Source organism: Enterobacter sp. MG-EB028 (assembly GCF_056673305.1).
Genome location: NZ_CP195079.1, coordinates 2,921,973 through 2,939,676, shown reverse-complemented (window position 1 = coordinate 2,939,676; position 17,704 = coordinate 2,921,973). Strand labels below are relative to the sequence as shown.

At 56.0% G+C, this 17,704-nt stretch carries 16 protein-coding genes; 8 read left to right on the top strand and 8 right to left on the bottom strand.

What is annotated here, in order from left to right; genetic code table 11:
* Positions 1-7: 7 nt before the first annotated feature.
* Entirely contained in the window at positions 8-700 is a 693-nt protein-coding gene (locus ACR42C_RS13975) for a fimbrial biogenesis chaperone (RefSeq protein WP_233003077.1), read from the bottom strand.
* A gap of 127 nt (positions 701-827) precedes the next feature.
* Positions 828-1,403 (bottom strand): fimbrial protein, encoded by a 576-nt coding sequence (locus ACR42C_RS13970; protein ID WP_233003076.1) that lies wholly within the window; start codon positions 1,401-1,403, stop codon positions 828-830.
* A gap of 502 nt (positions 1,404-1,905) precedes the next feature.
* On the opposite strand from ACR42C_RS13970, the gene flhB reads away from it, so the two are divergent.
* From flhB to bglB, 5 genes are all read left to right on the top strand, one after another.
* Positions 1,906-3,054, top strand: coding sequence for a flagellar biosynthesis protein FlhB (gene flhB, locus ACR42C_RS13965; RefSeq protein ID WP_041909432.1), 1,149 nt, complete (start codon positions 1,906-1,908; stop codon positions 3,052-3,054).
* On the top strand, positions 3,047-5,125 hold the full coding sequence (flhA, locus tag ACR42C_RS13960) for a flagellar biosynthesis protein FlhA (RefSeq protein ID WP_316379501.1): 2,079 nt from the start codon (positions 3,047-3,049) through the stop codon (positions 5,123-5,125). Before flhB ends, flhA begins: the two co-directional genes overlap by 8 nt.
* Positions 5,125-5,517 (top strand): flagellar protein FlhE, encoded by a 393-nt coding sequence (gene flhE, locus ACR42C_RS13955; protein ID WP_316379502.1) that lies wholly within the window; start codon positions 5,125-5,127, stop codon positions 5,515-5,517. Before flhA ends, flhE begins: the two co-directional genes overlap by 1 nt.
* 262 nt (positions 5,518-5,779) lie before the next feature.
* Positions 5,780-7,363, top strand: coding sequence for an MFS transporter (locus ACR42C_RS13950; protein WP_116339067.1), 1,584 nt, complete (start codon positions 5,780-5,782; stop codon positions 7,361-7,363).
* Positions 7,364-7,367: 4 nt separating this feature from the next.
* Positions 7,368-8,507: a beta-galactosidase BglB gene (bglB, locus tag ACR42C_RS13945; protein ID WP_479984235.1), complete on the top strand. Its 1,140-nt coding sequence runs from the start codon at positions 7,368-7,370 to the stop codon at positions 8,505-8,507.
* A gap of 35 nt (positions 8,508-8,542) precedes the next feature.
* Here bglB and argS read toward each other — a convergent pair whose 3' ends face one another.
* Positions 8,543-10,276: an arginine--tRNA ligase gene (gene argS / locus ACR42C_RS13940; RefSeq protein WP_116339071.1), complete on the bottom strand. Its 1,734-nt coding sequence runs from the start codon at positions 10,274-10,276 to the stop codon at positions 8,543-8,545.
* Between the two features lie 239 nt (positions 10,277-10,515).
* Between argS and ACR42C_RS13935 the strand changes: the two genes are divergently transcribed.
* Entirely contained in the window at positions 10,516-11,076 is a 561-nt protein-coding gene (locus ACR42C_RS13935; RefSeq protein WP_316379504.1) for a VOC family protein, read from the top strand.
* A gap of 77 nt (positions 11,077-11,153) precedes the next feature.
* Positions 11,154-11,897: a copper homeostasis protein CutC gene (gene cutC / locus ACR42C_RS13930; RefSeq protein WP_233003071.1), complete on the top strand. Its 744-nt coding sequence runs from the start codon at positions 11,154-11,156 to the stop codon at positions 11,895-11,897.
* A 189-nt stretch (positions 11,898-12,086) separates the two neighbouring features.
* On the opposite strand, the gene cmoB is transcribed toward cutC, so the two are convergent.
* The 5 genes from cmoB to ACR42C_RS13905 are packed head-to-tail and all read right to left on the bottom strand — an operon-like array spanning position 12,087 to position 15,667.
* Positions 12,087-13,058 carry a tRNA 5-methoxyuridine(34)/uridine 5-oxyacetic acid(34) synthase CmoB gene (cmoB, locus tag ACR42C_RS13925; protein WP_116339079.1) on the bottom strand — a complete coding sequence of 324 codons (972 nt, stop codon included), beginning with the start codon at positions 13,056-13,058 and terminating at the stop codon, positions 12,087-12,089.
* A complete protein-coding gene (gene cmoA / locus ACR42C_RS13920) occupies positions 13,055-13,798 on the bottom strand; it encodes a carboxy-S-adenosyl-L-methionine synthase CmoA (protein ID WP_163329865.1) in 744 nt (247 codons plus the stop codon). Before cmoA ends, cmoB begins: the two co-directional genes overlap by 4 nt.
* 40 nt (positions 13,799-13,838) lie before the next feature.
* Positions 13,839-14,234 (bottom strand): MAPEG family protein, encoded by a 396-nt coding sequence (locus tag ACR42C_RS13915; protein WP_116339083.1) that lies wholly within the window; start codon positions 14,232-14,234, stop codon positions 13,839-13,841.
* Between the two features lie 51 nt (positions 14,235-14,285).
* The gene (locus tag ACR42C_RS13910; RefSeq protein WP_192984913.1) at positions 14,286-15,104 is read right to left on the bottom strand and encodes a DUF72 domain-containing protein; all 819 of its coding nucleotides are present in this window, start codon (positions 15,102-15,104) and stop codon (positions 14,286-14,288) included.
* The gene (locus ACR42C_RS13905) at positions 15,101-15,667 is read right to left on the bottom strand and encodes a hydrolase (protein ID WP_166711571.1); all 567 of its coding nucleotides are present in this window, start codon (positions 15,665-15,667) and stop codon (positions 15,101-15,103) included. The genes ACR42C_RS13910 and ACR42C_RS13905 overlap by 4 nt, the downstream gene beginning before the upstream one ends.
* 264 nt (positions 15,668-15,931) lie before the next feature.
* On the opposite strand from ACR42C_RS13905, the gene aspS reads away from it, so the two are divergent.
* On the top strand, positions 15,932-17,704 hold the full coding sequence (gene aspS / locus ACR42C_RS13900; RefSeq protein ID WP_061097871.1) for an aspartate--tRNA ligase: 1,773 nt from the start codon (positions 15,932-15,934) through the stop codon (positions 17,702-17,704).

Sequence of the window (17,704 nt, the reverse complement as noted above, 5' to 3'; positions counted from 1 at the left end):
TGCTTGTTTAATCCTGCGCCAGGTTGGAGGTGTATTTTTCGGAAGCATTGCCGTAATCGGTGATGCAGCGCCAACTGACATTCGCTCCTTGTATATTGGCAGGTATCGGGATGGCGACGCTGGATTTAGGTCCTACCATATCGGCTTTTTCTATCTTCTTTGCACCCAGCGAGAGAGAATCAAAAATACTGTAAAATGCCCCATCGTTGATGACGGTAAGCTGCTGGTCATGGCGAACGAAGCGCAGGTTTTTGCATGACTCTGATGGCGAGCCGCTAAGTCCAACAGGGCGCCAGAAGAGTTTCAGGCGCGTTTTATAAATCAGGCGCAGAACATTCTTACCCTCTTCATCTCCAGGCGTGGCGGGTACGGTTCGCACATTAAGGTAGAACAATGTCTCTTTATCGACAGGCAGCGGGCGACCGCTCCAGGTTATTCGCAGACTTTGCTCTTTTTGCGGATCGAGACGAAAGAGAGGTGGCGTCACGATAAAGGGGCCCCGTGTTTTTCCATCCCCAGTATCCGTCCAGGATTGAATTAACCAGGGGAGTTCTTTTTCACTATTTAGTAAGGGCAGGGCTACTTCCTTTTTTGCGGCATCGTAAATTATGCGAGTACGGCCGATTTGTACCCCCGTGGCGTGACAAAAAGTGCTTGCAATAACGGGAATGCATAATAAGAGTTTTATTGATGTGCGCATGGAAAACCCCTCAATAAAGCAGGTTGAAAGAACGATAATAGTCCGAATGCGGACTATTATCTGAGCATGACTCCTTTAATGTCATGGCGTAAATATATTTATTAGCTGAATATTAGGCGATGGTTTATTAGCGATATAAAATATTCACCGTCATATCAGCATCGGCTGGACCGGCGGTTACCGTTGCCGCGAATGATTTATAGCGGGCGTTAAAGTCTGCCTTGATGGTATCAGAAGATTTCGTGGGCAGTTCAATGTAGACCTGTTCTTCAGAACCATCCATGGTGATCAACTGAGCATCGCTCCCTACAGGACTGACGGCAACGCCAATACCTGTCGCGGCGGTGTCACCTGTTGAGGTAATTTTGCTTACATCAAGCAGAGTATTCGTCTTCGTCAAGGTTGTTGGACCGTTAAAGGTCAGTTGAACCGCTGGCAATCCGTCGCTTTTTAATGGACAGTTGGCCAAAATAATAGAGAACGGAGTGAGCGTGGTTTCCTTTCCGACTTCTGTAAAAAGTGAGACCGGATAGGTGCCAAGTGGAATCGTACTGTCTGTGCCGCTGTCCCCTTGAATCGTGCAGCTAGGTTCAATAATTTCACCCGTGAAGTGGATCGTCCCTGCATTCATTTCGGCAGCGAAACTGCCCATTGAAATGACAGCAAGCGTCACGCCCGCAAAAATGTTTCTTTTGAAATCCATCTACAAAAACTCCTGAAGTTGAAAACAAATTGGCATGCAACTTGATATATTTCTCGATTAACGCCGAGCAAAAGTATAGCGGGTAATTTTCATTAGGTAAGCGATGGGCAAGAATAATATTGTATATTGTAAACTATTAAAAATGACATTTGAATTGATTGAATTTAATGTTTGATACGCTGCGGTTATCTAATTTACATATTTTTATCATTTAAGAAATCAAGTGAGCGAAAAAATAAGCGTATTTTGATGATGTATTTACCAAATGCTCAGCAGGTGAGTATGTACTTAAATTTTACTAAATGCATTTTTAATAATTATTCATCGATGATGATTGGCTGTCAAAACCCACCTGAGCATTATTTAAACCATTTTTCCAGCCTTCTCCTGTACAGGCTCTTCTTAAAGTGTGTAAAAAGGCCCGCTTATAGGGTTTTATCAGCCCATTGACGATGCGCCACCGTGGCATGATACCCGTGACGTAATGGGCTGAGCATGTACTGTGGCAGAAGAGAACGACGACAAAACGGAAGCTCCCACACCCCACCGACTAGAAAAGGCGCGTGAGGAAGGGCAGATACCCCGATCCCGAGAATTGACCTCCCTGCTGATCCTTATCGTCGGGGTGTGCATTATCTGGTGGGGTGGGGAGTCGCTCGCCCGCAAGCTGGCGGGGATGCTCTCCACCGGCTTACGTTTTGACCACAGCATGGTCAACGACCCGAATCTGATCCTCAGCCAGATTATTCAGCTGATAAAAGGGGCCATGGTTGCGCTGCTGCCTCTGATTACCGGCGTAGTGCTGGTGGCGCTGGTCTCGCCGGTGATGCTGGGCGGCCTGGTCTTTAGCGGAAAATCGCTGCAACCCAAATTTTCGAAACTCAACCCGCTGCCGGGCATTGCGAAAATGTTCTCGGCGCAGACCGGGGCCGAGCTGCTCAAGGCTATTCTCAAATCGGTGCTGATGGGCAGTTCCGCGGGATTTTTTCTCTGGTACCACTGGCCCGAAATGATGCGCCTTATCAGCGAGTCGCCCCTCACAGCGATGAGCAACGCGCTGAATCTGGTCGGGCTTTGCGCGCTGCTGGTGGTGCTCAGCATTATTCCGATGGTGGGTTTTGACGTGATCTTCCAGCTTTATTCCCACTTCAAGAAACTGCGGATGTCACGTCAGGACATCCGCGACGAATATAAGCAGATGGAAGGTGACCCGCACGTGAAGGGGCGCATCCGCCAGATGCAGCGTGCCGCCGCCCGTCGCCGCATGATGGAAGATGTGCCGAAGGCGGACGTCATCGTTACCAACCCGACACACTATTCCGTGGCGCTGCGCTATGACGAAAACAAAATGAGCGCGCCGAAAGTGGTGGCGAAAGGGGCGGGGCTGATTGCGTTGCGCATCCGGGAAATTGGCACCGAAAACCGCGTGCCGATCCTGGAAGCGCCTCCGCTGGCGCGAGCCCTCTACCGCCACGCGGATATCGGACAACAGATCCCTGGACAGCTCTACGCCGCGGTGGCGGAAGTGTTGGCCTGGGTATGGCAGTTGAAGCGCTGGCGTCTGGCCGGCGGTCAACGGCCTGTCAAACCTGAGAACCTTCCGGTGCCTGCCGCGCTGGATTTTATGAACGAGAAGGACACTGATGGCTAATCTGGTGGCAATGTTGCGCCTGCCCGGCAACCTGAAATCGACTCAATGGCAGATCCTTGCCGGGCCGATCCTCATCCTGTTGATTCTGTCGATGATGGTACTGCCGCTCCCGGCATTCATCCTCGATCTGCTTTTTACCTTCAATATTGCGCTGTCCATTATGGTGCTGCTGGTGGCGATGTTCACCCAGCGCACCCTGGAGTTCGCCGCGTTCCCGACCATTCTGCTGTTTACCACCTTGCTGCGGCTAGCGCTGAACGTGGCCTCCACGCGTATCATCCTTATGGAAGGCCACACCGGCGCGGCAGCGGCAGGGAAGGTGGTCGAAGCCTTCGGCCACTTCCTGGTGGGCGGGAACTTCGCTATCGGTATCGTGGTGTTCGTTATCCTCGTTATCATTAACTTTATGGTTATCACCAAAGGCGCGGGGCGTATCGCGGAAGTAGGCGCGCGTTTTGTGCTGGACGGGATGCCGGGCAAGCAGATGGCGATCGACGCCGACCTGAACGCCGGGCTTATTGCCGAAGATGAAGCGAAAAAGCGCCGCGCGGAAGTGACGCAAGAAGCGGACTTCTACGGCTCCATGGACGGTGCGAGTAAGTTTGTTCGCGGTGATGCCATCGCGGGCATCCTGATCATGGTGATTAACGTGGTCGGCGGCCTGCTGGTGGGGGTATTGCAGCACGGGATGGACATGGGCCACGCGGCGGAAAGCTATACGCTGCTGACCATTGGTGACGGTCTTGTTGCACAGATCCCGGCGCTGGTCATCTCCACTGCGGCGGGTGTTATCGTGACGCGCGTCAGTACCGACCAGGACGTTGGCGAGCAGATGGTTGGCCAGCTCTTCAGTAACCCGCGCGTGATGCTGCTGGCGGCTGCGGTGCTGGGACTGCTCGGCCTGGTGCCGGGGATGCCAAACCTCGTATTCCTGCTGTTTACGGCGGGGCTGCTGGGCCTGGCCTGGTGGATGCGTGGCCGCGAGGCCAGGCCGGCTGCGGAACCGGTACCGGTGAAAATGCCGGAGAACACCCAGGCTGTAGAGGCGACCTGGAACGACGTTCAACTGGAAGATTCCCTGGGAATGGAAGTGGGGTATCGTCTGATCCCGATGGTGGATTTCCAGCAGGATGGCGAGCTGCTTGGCCGCATCCGGAGTATCCGTAAAAAATTCGCCCAGGACATGGGCTTTCTGCCGCCGGTGGTTCACATCAAGGACAACATGGACCTGCCGCCCGCGCGCTACCGCATTCTGATGAAAGGGGTCGAAATTGGCAGCGGTGATGCCTACCCGGGCCGCTGGCTGGCCATTAACCCCGGCACCGCAGCAGGCACGCTCCCGGGCGAGCAAACCGTCGATCCGGCCTTTGGCCTGGCGGCAATCTGGATTGAAAGCGCGCTGAAAGAGCAGGCGCAAATTCAGGGATATACGGTTGTCGAAGCCAGTACCGTGGTGGCAACCCACCTTAATCATTTGATTGGCCAATTCTCGGCTGAACTGTTTGGCCGTCAGGAAGCGCAGCAGCTTCTCGACCGCGTGACGCAGGAGATGCCGAAGCTGACGGAAGACCTGGTGCCGGGCGTGCTGACGTTAACCACGCTGCACAAGGTGCTGCAGAACCTGCTTGAGGAAAAAGTGCCGATCCGCGATATGCGTACCATTCTGGAAACCCTTGCTGAGCATGCGCCGCTGCAAAGCGATCCGCACGAGCTGACGGCGGTGGTGCGCGTGGCGCTGGGGCGCGCGATCACCCAACAGTGGTTCCCGGGAACCGGCGAAGTCCAGGTTATTGGCCTCGATACGCCGCTTGAGCGCCTTCTGCTGCAGGCCCTGCAGGGCGGAGGCGGCCTGGAGCCTGGGCTGGCGGATCGCCTGCTGGAGCAGACCCAGGAAGCGCTGGCGCGTCAGGAGATGCTGGGGGCACCGCCGGTGCTGCTGGTCAACCACGCGCTGCGCCCGCTACTGTCGCGCTTCCTGCGTCGCAGCCTGAACCAGCTGGTTGTGCTGTCGAATATGGAGCTGTCGGACAACCGCCATATCCGCATGACGGCGACGATTGGAGGAAAATAATGGGTAAATGGTTATGGGTTTTGTTCTTCCCGCTGGCGGTTCAGGCTGCCGGGGAAGGCTCCTGGCAGGCAAGCAGCATGGGCGTGACCCTCAGCAACCGGGGGGTCGCCATGTCCTCTAACCCGCTGTCGCCTTCTGAAACGGTTTCTGGTCAGATGGGGATGGTGGTCTGGAACTACCGGCTGATTGGCCCAACCCCTGCCGGGCTTCGGGTGCGTCTCTGTTCTCAGACTCGCTGTACGGAGATCGACGGAGAGAATGGCACAACCCAGGCATTCAACGGCGTGCCGGCCATTGAACCCTTGCGTTTTATCTGGGAAGTGCCGGGCGGGGGACGTTTGATCCCGGCGCTGAAGGTGCAGAGTAATTCTGTCATCGTCAACTACCGCTAGCTGCCTGCCTTTTCACCAGCCATCAGTCAATTCTGATGGCTGTCTCGCAAAATTGACCTCCTCTTTTGATGCAATAGAAACGCTGTTTTATAAATTAGTGACACGCGTGACGCGACCCTTTGCATTTTTGCCATTCACCCTGCTCGTGATGGCAGAAACAGAAAGGTATCAGGACGTCGTTGCATTTACTGTAGCCGTGTAAAAACTCCCCGATGAGCCTTACCTGCAGGGAGTCTCCCAAATTTGATTAGGGTTGACGGCAATGAAAACACGTAAAATTGGACTCGCAAATTATCTTGCCTACGGAGCAGGCGATTTTCTTGGGGCAGGTACTACCGCCCTGACGGCGGCCTGGCTTTTGTATTTTTATACCACCTTCTGTGGACTCACACCGATTGAGGCAACCTTCATCTTTGCCGCTGCGAGGGTGCTGGATGCTGTTGTCAGCCCGTTAATGGGCTTTTTGACGGATAACTTCGGTACGACCTGGCTTGGGAAGCGCTTTGGTCGCCGTAAGTTCTTTATCCTGCTGGGTATTCCATGCGTGTTCAGCTACTCGTTGATGTGGGTGGGGGACATGAATTTCTGGTACTACCTGCTGACCTATCTGGTGTTTGATATTGTCTACACCATGATTCTGGTGCCTTACGAAACGCTGGTGCCGGAAATGACCGATGACTTCAAACAGAAAACCAAGTTCTCCGGGGCGCGTATCTCTATGGCGCAGATGTCCGCCATTCTGGCCTCCTTCCTGCCGGGGATCCTGCTCACGCAATTCGGGAAAGACAACGCCGTTTCCTTCTTCTACGCAAGCCTGGTCTTCTCCGTGCTGTGCGCGCTGATGCTGACCTTTGTCTGGTTCTTTACCTGGGAGCGCCCGCGTGAGGAGTGGTCTGAAGCGGCGCTGCGTGCTGAAGAAGAGAAGAAGAAGCTGACGCTGGGGCAGAGTCTCAATCGCCTGATCGTTGAGTTAAGCTCCACGCTGCGCATCAAGATTTTCCGTCAGCATCTGGGCATGTACCTCGGCGGCTATATCGCGCAGGACGTGTTTAATGCGGTATTCACTTACTACGTGGTGTTTGTGCTGATGCAGGAAGCCTCAATGGCGTCCAATCTGCTGGGCACGATGGCTATCTTCCAGTTCCTCGCCGTGATCGGGATGATCCCGCTGTGTATTCGCTTCGGACCTGCTCCGTCCTACCGCATGGTCGTGGTGCTGTTTGGCCTGGCGTCTCTCTCTTACGCCATGCTCTATTATGCGGGCCTGAGCGACGTCTACGCTCTGCTGTTGCTGATCTCTGCGGTGGCTGGGCTGGGCCGCGGCGGTATCAACTACGTGCCATGGAATACCTACACCTACATTGCTGACGTGGATGAAGTAATCACCGGCCAGCGCCGCGAAGGGATTTTCGCCGGCATCATGACCCTGACCCGCAAGGCGTCTCAGGCCGGTGCGGTGATGCTGGTAGGCATTGTGATGCAGATGTCCGGCTTTGTCAGCGGTCAAAAAGTCCAGCCTGCGGAAGTGAGCCACACCATTTTGACGATCCTGAGCGTGGGCACCGTCCTGGTGCTGTTCTGCGGTTTTCTTGTCTCCCTGCGCTTCAAGCTTAACTTGCAGACCCACAGCACGCTGCGCGAGGAGACCGCGAAAATGCGCGAGTGTGGTCATGCAATGCCGGAGTCAGCGACGCCACACGCCCGCGCTACCGTCGAGATGCTGGCCGGTATGCCTTATGAGTCACTCTGGGGCAATAACAACATCGGTTATCTGAATCGCAACAAGCCAGCGGCACCTTCGCTGAAGGATCGCGCGGTACTCAATTCGACATACAACGGAGGTTAAGATAATGAAAGTTTGGCCTGTCAAACATAGCCCGTTATTGCGTCAGCCTGAACGTTTTATAGCCAGGGATGAGCTGAAATCGCTGATTCAAAAGGTGACGTATAACCTGGTCAATATCCACGACAAAACGGGTGAGTTTTTGCTGCGGCTGGACGACGGACGCGTCATCGACACCAAAGGCTGGGCCGGATGGGAGTGGACGCACGGCGTCGGTTTGTATGGCATCTGGCAGTACTACTGCCAGACCGGCGACGAAGAGATGCGCAATATTATCGACAGCTGGTTTATAGACCGCTTTGCGGAAGGCGCCACCACCAAAAACGTCAATACCATGTCGCCGTTCCTGACGCTGGCCTATCGCTACGAAGAGACCAAAAACCCGGCCTGGCTGCCGTGGCTGGAAAGCTGGGCGGAGTGGGCGATGGCCGAGATGCCGCGCACCGATTACGGTGGGATGCAGCACATCACCCTGGCAGAAGAGAACCACCAGCAGATGTGGGATGACACGCTGATGATGACGGTGCTGCCGCTGGCAAAAATCGGCAAGCTGCTCAACAAACCGGAGTACGTTGAAGAGGCGGTGTATCAGTTCCTGCTGCACGTGCAGAACCTGATGGACCGGGAGACCGGGCTGTGGTTCCACGGCTGGAGCTACGACGGTAAGCATAACTTTGCCCGTGCCCGCTGGGCGCGCGGCAACAGCTGGCTCACCATCGTGATCCCGGACTTCCTCGAGCTGGTGGATCTGCCGGAAAACAGCGCCGTGCGCCGCTACCTGGTGCAGGTATTGAATGCGCAGATTGCCGCGCTGGCAAAGTGTCAGGACGACAGCGGGCTGTGGCATACGCTGCTCGACGATCCACATTCTTATCTTGAGGCGTCCGCCACGGCAGGGTTTGCCTACGGCATTCTGAAAGCCGTGCGCAAGCGCTACGTTGGCGCGGAGTATGCCGAAGTGGCAGAAAAAGCGATTGGCGGTATCGTCAAAAATATTTCGCCGGAAGGCGAGCTGCTGCAAACCTCGTTCGGTACGGGGATGGGGAGCGATCTTGAGTTTTATCGCCAGATCCCGCTGACGTCGATGCCGTACGGACAGGCGATGGCGATACTCTGTTTGACGGAGTTTCTGCGGAAGTATTTCTGATAATAAAAAACCCGGCGCCTGCCGGGTTTTTCGTATTACATACGTTCTACGGTTTCGATACCCAGGGTATCCAGACCCAGCTTCAGGGTCTTCGCCGTCAGCTGCGCCAGCTTCAGGCGGCTGTTGCGTACCGATTCATTTTCCGCAGACAGAATAGGGCAGTGCTCGTAGAAGCCGGAGAACAGACCCGCCAGATCGTACAGGTATGCACACATTACGTGCGGCGTGCCGTCACGCGCGACAACCGTCAGCGTCTCTTCGAATTGCAGCAGACGCGCCGCCAGCTGCGCTTCACGATCTTCTGTAATGGTTACTGTCGTATTCGCCAGCACGCTTTCATCAATGTTCGCCTTACGGAACACGGAGAGCACGCGGGTATAGGCATACTGCATGTACGGCGCCGTGTTGCCTTCAAACGCCAGCATGTTGTCCCAGTCGAAGATATAGTCGGTGGTGCGGTTCTTGGAAAGATCCGCGTATTTCACCGCGCCGATACCCACGGCGTTAGCCAGTTTTTCCAGTTCATCAGCAGGCATGTCCGGGTTCTTCTCGGCCACCAGGCGACGTGCGCGCTCCAGCGCTTCGTCCAGCAGATCGGAAAGCTTCACAGTACCGCCCGCGCGGGTTTTGAACGGCTTGCCGTCTTTACCCAGCATCATGCCGAACATGTGGTGTTCCAGCGGAACGCAGTCAGGTACGTAACCGGCTTTACGCACGATAGTCCACGCCTGCATCAGGTGCTGGTGCTGGCGGGAGTCGATGTAGTACAGCACGCGGTCAGCGTGAAGGGTTTCGTAGCGGTATTTCGCGCAGGCGATATCGGTGGTGGTGTAGAGATAGCCGCCATCCTTTTTCTGGATGATCACGCCCATCGGTTCACCTTCCTTGTTTTTGTACTCATCAAGGAACACAACCGTTGCGCCTTCGCTCTCCACCGCGAGGTTTTTGGCTTTCAGATCCGCCACGATGCCGGGCAGCATCGGGTTGTAGAGGCTTTCACCCATCACGTCGTCGCGGGTCAGCGTCACGTTCAGACGGTTGTAGGTCAGCTGGTTCTGGGACATGGTGATGTCAACCAGCTTGCGCCACATTTCAAGGAAGTATCGATCGCCGCCCTGCAGCTTCACCACGTAGCTGCGCGCGCGCTCGGCGAAGGCTTCGTCTTCGTCGTAGTGCTTTTTGGCTTCGCGATAGAATCCTTCCAGGTCCGCCAGCGCCATTTCACCCGCGTTTTCCTGCTGCTGTTTTTCCAGGTAAGCAATCAGCATGCCGAACTGGGTGCCCCAGTCGCCCACGTGGTTCGCGCGGATCACCTTGTGACCGAGGAACTCGAGCGTGCGCACCGCGGCGTCACCGATGATGGTGGAGCGCAGGTGACCTACGTGCATCTCTTTCGCCACGTTCGGGGCAGAATAGTCGACAACCACGGTCTGCGCTTCCGGCTGGGAAACGCCCAGACGGTCAGACTTCAGCGCCGCGTCAACGTGGCTCGCCAGGAATGCAGGCTCAAGGAAAATATTGATAAACCCCGGACCGGCAATTTCGGTTTTGCTGGCAATGCCGGAGAGATCCAGATGCGTCAGTACCTGCTCAGCGAGCTGTCGCGGCGGCATGCCCAGTTTTTTAGCCACTGCCATCACGCCATTAGCCTGATAGTCGCCAAACTGTACTTTTGCTGACTGACGAACCTGCGGTTCGCAATCCGCAGGCGCGCCTGCGGCAATCAGTGCCTGACTGACTTTTTCGGAGAGAAGAGCCTGAATATTCACCTGGATACCTTACGTTTTTGATGCGGGCTTACAACCGCCCGCGCCAGTTAAAGAATTTAGGGCGGGAGTATACTGCAAATGCCTTCTGGCGTCAGCATTGCGGGGCCTGAAGATTGCTCAGAATCCAGGCGGTGAAGGTGTGCATAATCATGCAGTCGCAAAAAGCCGGATTCTGCGGTTGGTCAAAACAGGGCAACAGAGTAAATTAGCGGCTTTGCGACATGAAAAGAGACTGACTTATGGCAAACTGGCAATCCATTGACGAACTGCATGATATTTCCGCAGATTTACCGCGCTTCACAAAGGCGTTCACAGAACTTGCCACCCGTCTTGGTCTGGATATCGCGCCGCTTGAGGCAGATCACATCTCTTTGCGCTGTCACCAGAATGCGACGGCTGAACGCTGGCGCCGCGGGTTTGAACAGTGCGGCGAGTTGCTCTCTGAGAACATCATCAATGGACGCCCAATTTGTCTGTTTAAACTGCATGAACCGGTGAACGTGGCGCACTGGCAGTTCACCGTGGTTGAACTGCCGTGGCCGGGTGAAAAACGCTATCCGCACGAAGGCTGGGAGCATATCGAAATCGTCCTGCCGGGTGAGCCGGAAACGTTGAACGCGCGCGCCCTTGCCCTGCTGTCAGACGACGGGTTAAGCAAGCCGGGGATTTTTGTGAAGACGAGCTCACCGAAAGGCGAGCACGAGCGTCTTCCTAACCCGACGCTGGCCGTGACGGACGGGCAGGTGACCGTGAAATTTCATCCATGGACCATTGAGCAGATCGTTGCCAGCGAAGCCTGAGAGTTGTGATTCGCCGCTGAGACCCGAAACGAGAGGCGTGCCATGATGGCGTGTTAAGCTGATTTAAGGAGGAGTAGATGGCGCTGCTGGAGATTTGTTGTTACAGCGTGGAGTGTGCCCTTACGGCGCAACAGATGGGAGCTGACCGTATCGAACTGTGCGCGGCCCCGAAAGAAGGGGGGTTAACGCCTTCATACGGCGTGTTGAAGTCTGCCCGCCAGGCCGTCACCATTCCGGTCCACCCGATTATTCGTCCTCGCGGCGGCGATTTTTGTTACACGCCGGGCGAGTTCAGTGCCATGCTTGAAGATATCGCCCTTGTTCGTGACCTGGGGTTCCCCGGTCTGGTGACCGGCCTGCTTGATGAAGACGGTCACGTCGATCTGCCGCGGATGCGCCAGGTGATGGATGCCGCTAAAGGGATGGCCGTCACTTTTCATCGCGCGTTTGATATGTGTAAAGATCCGCTTCAGGCCTTTGAAACGCTTGGAGAACTTGGCGTGGCGCGCGTTCTGACATCGGGACAGCAGTCTTCGGCTGAAAAAGGACTGCAATTAATTACGGAACTAAAAGCACATTCCGGTGTTCCAATAATAATGGCGGGTGCGGGAGTCCGTGCCAGCAATCTGGAACGGTTTTTAAACGCCGGGGTGGAAGAGCTTCACAGCTCTGCGGGGAAATGGATACCTTCACCCATGCGTTATCGCAATACAGGGCTGTCAATGTCGACGGATGCTGAAGCGGATGAGTATTCACGCTATGGCGTAGAGGGAGAGTCGGTTGCGGAAATGAAGTCGCTGATTGAGCGTCATCACGTGTAGCAACGTACCGATTTTTACCGCGCATCATGTCGCCCAATATGATGCTTGCTTGTACCAGGCCCCTGCCAATTACACAGGGGCCTTTTTTTATCCCCTCACACTAACCCTCTCCCCATAGGGGAGAGGGGACGGCTCGGTGCGGTTTTTCTCCCTCGCCCCTATGGGGAGAGGGCCGGGGTGAGGGGAAAACTACGGCTTGGTCGCAATCAACACCGCACGCATCGGGGCCGGATAGCCTTCGATGGTTTTGCTGTGGTCGGTCGGATCGAGGAACTGCTCCAGCGATTCGGTGATCATCCAGTCGGTGCGGCGCTGCTCTTCGATAGACGTTACGCAAACATCGGCAATGCGCACATCCACAAATCCGCACTTCTCCAGCCAGTTTTTCAGCGCCAGCGCGGACGGGATGAAGTAAACGTTGCGCATCTGCGCGTAGCGATCGCCCGGCACCAGAACGGCATGTTCATCGCCTTCGATCACCAGCGTTTCCAGCACCAGCTCGCCGCCGCTAACCAGCTGATCTTTGAGCTGCCACAGGTGTTCAAGCGGGGAACGACGGTGATACAGCACGCCCATGGAAAACACGGTATCAAAGGCTTTCAGGGCCGGCAGCTGTTCTATACCCAGCGGCAGCAGGTGCGCGCGCTGGTCGTTACCAAGCAGTTTACGCACCGCCTCAAACTGGCACAGGAACAGCTGCATCGGGTCAATACCGACCGCCAGATGGGCCCCTGCGCCAATCATACGCCACATGTGGTAACCGCTGCCGCAGCCTACGTCCAGAATGGTGCGCCCGGTCAGGTCGGAAAGGTGTGGCAGTACGCGATCCCACTTCCAGTCTGAGCGCCACTCGGTATTGATGTTCACGCCGTACAGCGAGAATGGCCCTTTGCGCCACGGCATTAAATTACGCATCAGCGTTTCGATGCGGTTGATCTGCCCGGCCGGGAGCGGCTCTTCGCTCTCGGCGGTTACGCTGTGCAGAAGATCCAGACGATGCGGCGTCAGTTCCGGCAGATACTCCACGGCATTTGACCACTGCTTTAACAGGCCGTGCTGCTGATCGCGCTGCCAGGCGGCAATCTGCGCCGGCAGTGTCTCCAGCCAGTGGGAAAGATGGTTTTTAGCAATCAGCTGATAGAAGTTGCTGAATTCAATCATGCCGCATCTCCCGCTTTCAGCGCCACCAGCGAACCAAAGTTAAAGCACTGGAACCACAGTTCGCTGTGCTCAAACCCGGCTTTCTGCAGGCGTGCTTTGTGGGTTTCCACGGAGTCCGTCAGCATCACGTTTTCCAGCATGCTGCGCTTCTGGCTGATCTCCAGCTCGCTGTAGCCGTTCGCCCGTTTGAAATCGTGGTGCATGTTGAACAGCAGCTCGCCTACTTTGGCATCCTCAAAGCTGAATTTCTCAGAAAGCACCAGCGCGCCGCCGGGATTCAGCCCCTGATAAATTTTGTCCAGCAGCAGCTGACGGTCTTCAGGCACCAGGAACTGCAGGGTAAAATTCAGTACCACCATCGAGGCGTTGTTAATCTCGATCTCACGGATATCGCCTTCCACCACGTCCACCGGTACGGGGGCTTTATACGCGTCAATATGGCGACGGCAGCGCTCCACCATGGCCGGGGAGTTATCCACGGCAATGATGCGGCAGCCTTCGTGATGAACGTTACGACGTACCGACAGCGTTGCCGCGCCGAGCGAGCAGCCCAGGTCGTAGACCTGCGTGCCGGGTTGAACGAAGCGCTCAGCCAGCATGCCGATCATAGAGATAATATTGGAATAACCGGGAACAGAGCGCTGGATCATATCCGGGAAGACTTCGGCTACCCGTTCATCGAAGGTCCAGTCGCCCAGGCTGGCGATAGGCGCGGAAAAAAGCGTGTCGCGATCTGACATAACGTAAAAATCCGGGAAAAATAAAGTGGCGTATTGTGCGCTAACGGAGGGAGAAAACCAACTCCCACGGCATATACCACAGGTTAGCCAGCACCATCAGCAAAAGCGAACACCATGTCGCGCTCATGCCGGAACGACGCCAGCGGAATAAGCGGTGGTGGAAGCCATAATAGTGCATTAGCCGGCCAGCTATCAGCAGCAGACCGCAAATATGCACCATCCAGGTTTCCGCGCCATTCATCTCCATAAACAGCAGCAGGATGAGGGCCACGGGAATATATTCAACCGCATTACCGTGAATGCGGATAGCGCTTTGCAGTTCGGAGAAACCGCCGTCGCCATAAGAGACGCGGTACTGCATTCTCAGGCGCACAACATCAAATGAAAATTTAATCAGCAGTAATGCACCTAACACCGCATACAGCGCGCTGACCATACTAACTCCCTGTTTTTGGCAGATGGCACTTCACTATGATAGGGGGTGATATCAGAAAAGAGAAGATTGTTGTGGGATGGACGGCGCGCTGCCCACGGACGGCACCGCAGCCTGCAAGGCCTGCCACAGAGCATCGACCAGTTCGGGTGCCTGAGCGATATCCGGCGTGTGTAAAAAGAGGTACGGCGTGGTGGTGTGTTCCCAGTTTGCGAGTTTTTGCAGCCAGACGGCGAACATCGCCTGATTTTGCTCCATGTTATCGCTGCCGATGAACCGAACCATCGGATTCTGCGCGGTCACGATGGCGTGGACCGGTACTTTCGGTTTTTTACGCTGAGCTTCAACGATCGCCTCGTTATGCGGTACCGCGCTGTGCACCGGGCGGCTATCGAGGATCACCCGGTTTACGGAACGTTCAAGCAGGCCGCGGTTGAGCGCTCTTTCTGCTTCGCCCTTCGCAAAGAAGTCCTGGTGTCGGACTTCCACGCCGTAGGTGAATTCACCGGGCAGGGCATCCAGGAACTGCCAGAGCGCAGGCAGGTCGCGCGGGGCAAACGTGGCGGGAAGCTGGAGCCAGTATTGCCCAATGCGGTTCGCCAGCGGCGACATGCGCGTGAAAAACTCTTCCGTTAAGTCCCCGCAGTTTCGCAGCGCGGCCTGGTGGGAAATGGTCGCCGGAAACTTAAAACAGAAACGGAAATCGTCGGTCGTTTGCTCTCGCCAGCGTTCGACAATCTCGGCTTTGGGAAGCGCATACAGGGTGGTATTACCCTCGACGCAGTTGAAGTGTCGGGCATACTCTTCAAGGCTGGTGATGCCCAGGCGCACCCATTTCGGGTGCGACCACTGGGGAAGGCCCACGTACATCATAGCGCGCTTAAAATCTCATCCGTACTGCGCACGCGTCCGATGCGCGGGAAGATGTGGGTCATGCTGCCCCGATGCTGTTCTGCGGAGGCCGCGCTGCAGGCATCTTCGGCAATCACCAGGTTAAAGCCCAGCTCCCAGGCGTTACGGGCGGTCGATTCCACGCCGATGTTGGTGGAAATGCCGCACAGAATAATGGTGTCGATACCGCGGCGGCGGAGTTGCAGCTCCAGATCGGTCCCGTAGAAGGCGCCCCACTGACGTTTGGTCACTTCGATATCGCTGTCGCGTTTGCCCAGCGACACCGGGTACGTCCACCAGTTATCCGGCAGGGCATGCGCGGGCGCCTGGGCATCAACGGGCTGTTTTAACGCCTCGGCGAAATCAGCGGACCAGCCGACGCGCACCATGACTACAGGGGCACCGCTGGCGCGGCATTTCTCGGCCAGGCGAGCGGCGCGGCTGACCACATCATCCGCAGCGTGCGGGCCACCGGCAAAGGGGAGGATCCCTTCCTGTAAATCAATCACCACAAGCGCGGTTTTGCGGGCATCAAGTGTTAACATCGTCACTCCAGGTAAATTAATCACTTTCGTAACACCTTACGACGTGATGACCTGTTATCGGTCGGATAATTTTGTTAATTTTTGTGAGAATGCGCAATAAGAGTGCAGCAAACGACCGTCTGGCGGTGGTTCGCTCTTATCGTCCGGCGGAATTTCCAGTATAATAGCCGCCTTTTTTCATCCAGTTGTGACATACAGAAAGCTGCGACATAGTAGCCTGCATACCAGGCGACATTTAGCCTGCGGCTAATTAAGGGATATCTCATGCGTACAGAATATTGCGGGCAGCTGCGCCAGTCCCACGTCGGACAGCAGGTTACCCTGTGTGGTTGGGTCAACCGTCGTCGTGATCTTGGTAGCCTTATCTTCATCGATATGCGCGACCGTGAAGGTATCGTTCAGGTGTTCTTCGACCCGGATCGCGCCGAAGCGCTGAAGCTGGCCTCCGAGCTGCGTAATGAGTTCTGCATTCAGGTCACCGGCACCGTGCGTGCGCGTGACGAGAAAAACGTTAACGCAGACATGGCGACGGGGGCCATCGAAGTGCTGGCGTCCGATCTGGTTATCATCAACCGTGCCGAAGCGCTGCCGCTGGATTCCAACCACGTCAACACTGAAGAAGCGCGTCTGAAATACCGCTACCTGGATCTGCGTCGTCCGGAAATGGCCCAGCGCCTGAAAACCCGTGCGAAAATTACCAGCCTGGTGCGTCGCTTTATGGATGACCACGGTTTCCTCGATATCGAAACCCCGATGCTGACCAAAGCCACGCCGGAAGGCGCGCGCGATTACCTGGTGCCATCCCGCGTTCATAAAGGCAAATTCTACGCGCTGCCGCAGTCACCGCAGCTGTTCAAACAGCTGCTGATGATGTCCGGCTTCGATCGCTACTATCAAATCGTTAAGTGCTTCCGCGACGAAGACCTGCGCGCTGACCGTCAGCCCGAATTTACCCAGATCGACGTGGAAACCTCCTTCATGACCGCCGAACAGGTGCGTGAGGTGATGGAAGCGCTGGTGCGTAGCCTGTGGAACGACGTGAAAGGCGTTGAGCTGGGCGATTTCCCGATTATGACCTTCGCCGAAGCGGAACGTCGCTACGGCTCCGACAAACCAGACCTGCGTAACCCGATGGAGTTGGTGGACGTGGCTGATCTGGTGAAAGCCGTTGAGTTCGCGGTATTCGCGGGCCCGGCTAACGATCCGAAAGGCCGCGTGGCGGCCCTGCGCGTACCGGGCGGTGCGGCGCTGAGCCGTAAGCAGATTGATGACTACGGCAACTTTATTAAGATCTACGGCGCGAAAGGTCTGGCCTATATTAAAGTGACCGAGCGTGCGAAAGGTCTGGAAGGGATCACCAGCCCGGTGGCGAAGTTCCTGAACGCGGACATCGTCGAAGCGATCCTTGAGCGCACCGGCGCGCAGGATGGCGACATGATCTTCTTCGGCGCAGACAACAAGAAAGTCGTTGCGGATGCGATGGGCGCGCTGCGTCTGAAGCTCGGCAAAGACCTGAACCTGACCGACGAAACTAAATGGGCGCCGCTGTGGGTTATCGACTTCCCAATGTTTGAAGACGACGGTGAAGGCGGCCTGACCGCGATGCACCACCCGTTCACCTCGCCGAAAGACATGACGGCGGCAGAGCTGAAAGCGGCACCGGAAGACGCGGTTGCGAATGCCTACGACATGGTTATCAACGGCTACGAAGTGGGCGGTGGTTCCGTGCGTATTCACAGCGGTGACATGCAGCAGACCGTGTTCGGCATTCTGGGCATTAACGAGCAGGAACAGCGCGAGAAGTTCGGCTTCCTGCTGGACGCCCTGAAATACGGCACGCCGCCGCACGCGGGCCTGGCCTTCGGTCTCGACCGTCTGACCATGCTGCTGACCGGCACCGATAACATTCGTGATGTTATTGCCTTCCCGAAAACCACTGCCGCAGCGTGTCTGATGACCGAAGCGCCAAGCTTTGCCAACCCGGCTGCGCTGGCCGAGCTGGGCATTGAAGTGGTGAAGAAGGAAGAGAAAAACTGA

What these genes read in the sequence shown, in the direction of transcription:
- ACR42C_RS13975 (WP_233003077.1), bottom strand. Translation starts at nt 700, where the DNA reads ATGCGCACATCAATAAAACTCTTATTATGCATTCCCGTTATTGCAAGC.
- cmoA (WP_163329865.1), bottom strand. Translation starts at nt 13,798, where the DNA reads ATGTCAGATCGCGACACGCTTTTTTCCGCGCCTATCGCCAGCCTGGGC.
- aspS (WP_061097871.1), top strand. Translation starts at nt 15,932, where the DNA reads ATGCGTACAGAATATTGCGGGCAGCTGCGCCAGTCCCACGTCGGACAG.
- flhA (WP_316379501.1), top strand. Translation starts at nt 3,047, where the DNA reads ATGGCTAATCTGGTGGCAATGTTGCGCCTGCCCGGCAACCTGAAATCG.
- ACR42C_RS13905 (WP_166711571.1), bottom strand. Translation starts at nt 15,667, where the DNA reads ATGTTAACACTTGATGCCCGCAAAACCGCGCTTGTGGTGATTGATTTA.
- ACR42C_RS13950 (WP_116339067.1), top strand. Translation starts at nt 5,780, where the DNA reads ATGAAAACACGTAAAATTGGACTCGCAAATTATCTTGCCTACGGAGCA.
- ACR42C_RS13910 (WP_192984913.1), bottom strand. Translation starts at nt 15,104, where the DNA reads ATGATGTACGTGGGCCTTCCCCAGTGGTCGCACCCGAAATGGGTGCGC.
- ACR42C_RS13970 (WP_233003076.1), bottom strand. Translation starts at nt 1,403, where the DNA reads ATGGATTTCAAAAGAAACATTTTTGCGGGCGTGACGCTTGCTGTCATT.
- cutC (WP_233003071.1), top strand. Translation starts at nt 11,154, where the DNA reads ATGGCGCTGCTGGAGATTTGTTGTTACAGCGTGGAGTGTGCCCTTACG.
- ACR42C_RS13935 (WP_316379504.1), top strand. Translation starts at nt 10,516, where the DNA reads ATGGCAAACTGGCAATCCATTGACGAACTGCATGATATTTCCGCAGAT.
- cmoB (WP_116339079.1), bottom strand. Translation starts at nt 13,058, where the DNA reads ATGATTGAATTCAGCAACTTCTATCAGCTGATTGCTAAAAACCATCTT.
- bglB (WP_479984235.1), top strand. Translation starts at nt 7,368, where the DNA reads ATGAAAGTTTGGCCTGTCAAACATAGCCCGTTATTGCGTCAGCCTGAA.
- ACR42C_RS13915 (WP_116339083.1), bottom strand. Translation starts at nt 14,234, where the DNA reads ATGGTCAGCGCGCTGTATGCGGTGTTAGGTGCATTACTGCTGATTAAA.
- flhE (WP_316379502.1), top strand. Translation starts at nt 5,125, where the DNA reads ATGGGTAAATGGTTATGGGTTTTGTTCTTCCCGCTGGCGGTTCAGGCT.